Source organism: Candidatus Obscuribacterales bacterium (assembly GCA_036703605.1).
Taxonomy (GTDB): Bacteria; Cyanobacteriota; Cyanobacteriia; order RECH01; family RECH01; genus RECH01.
The window spans coordinates 1-1,385 of sequence record DATNRH010000256.1 but is presented as its reverse complement, the minus strand read 5'-3'; the positions used below and the strand labels follow the sequence as shown (position 1 = coordinate 1,385).

Here is a 1,385-nt window from a genome sequence, read left to right as displayed (position 1 = left end):
CTTGGCGGTAGAAAGGGTGCATGAAACCTGCTCCCATATGTTCTAAGGGGCCAAAAATGACGGCTCGCGGGAAGTTGGAGGCCATGCCTGCTTTGGGTAGTGTTGCTGAGAGGAGGCGCTTCATGAGTGTGGTCCATGATGTGTAGTTGAGGGTGGTGGCTGGCATGACGTATCCGAGGGATTTCCCAATACGAGTCGTCAGGGCGATCCAAACTTCGTTGCGTTCGAGCTTGGCTGAGCGGAGTGGTGCAAGGAAGGCCGTGATTTTTGTCATGAGTTGGCGTGCCACGCCTTTACTGTTGCCGTCGGGGGCTGTGCTGACTCCTAAGGTGATTTCGGAATGGCCCTGGTCGTAGCGTTGAAGCGGTTCTGTAGCGGTGGAGTCAACTTGGGCCACGTGAACGTCGCCGGGCATGGAGGCTTGGGTGAGTGGTTGCCAGTGTAGGCCGTCCCATTGGAAGTCTATCCAGGTCCAGAAGCTTTTATTCGGAACTAGGGCACCCCCGGTCGCTCGAAGTAAGCCTGCCCAATGGTTAAGGGCTGCTTGAGCAAAAATGAGGAATTCTGCGTGGGTGGTGTCGTGTGTGGGGGCTGTGAGAAAGAGATAAGTGTCGTCGACAAATGCCAGGCAGACTAGGGAAAGGACAGTGTTGGAGAGTGCCGAGGGAAAGTTGGCTGTCTGTTGGCCTTGCATCATGATGCGGATGAGGACGAAGCTGATAACTGCCCAGATGGCTGGGCCTGCCCCATTCCCTTGGCCTGAGCCATGAAAGGGGGTGCCTTCGCGGTTGGAGCTGTAGTGCTGTTTGGAGACTCCCCAGGCGGTGCGAACAAAGTGTTTGGCATATTGAAGTGGCAGGAACATGCTGAGGAGCACTGTATAGGCCATGCCCATATGTGCCATGATGAGAAAGGCGACAGAGTGAACTATGCGGTCATAGCATGACTTGGCATCGTTGGAGATTACACATCCTTGCCGGACTTGTTGTTTCATGATATCGAGGATCACTCGTTTAGCGAGTGCGGCTCTGGCTGCCATGTGACGTTTACGGCTGCCGAATTGTTGGTTGATGGCCCGACAGAGTTTTTCGGCATTGGCCATCATTGCTCGACCGTCGAATTTGTTGTTGGCGTTCCACCAGGCTGTCATTAATTGAATAATACGCATCTTTTTAACGTCGAAGAGTCCAGCTTTTTTGAGAATCATGAAGTCGGTGATGTTCTTAGCTTCTTTGGCTCCAAATCCGTTGCGGCGAGGTACGCTGCGCATGTAGGCATCGGTTTCTGCGATGGCAGGACTCTGTGCCGCTGCTTTGTAGTGAGAGTAGCTGAGGGCTGAGCTTTCGCTCGCTATGGTTTCTTTCTGTTTGTTCCATTGGGCAATG

General features: G+C 53.5%; 1 protein-coding gene. It reads right to left on the bottom strand.

The features are described from left to right. The coding region (locus tag V6D20_05300; GenBank protein ID HEY9815206.1) for a reverse transcriptase domain-containing protein at positions 1-1,385 on the bottom strand (1,385 nt) is incomplete at both ends.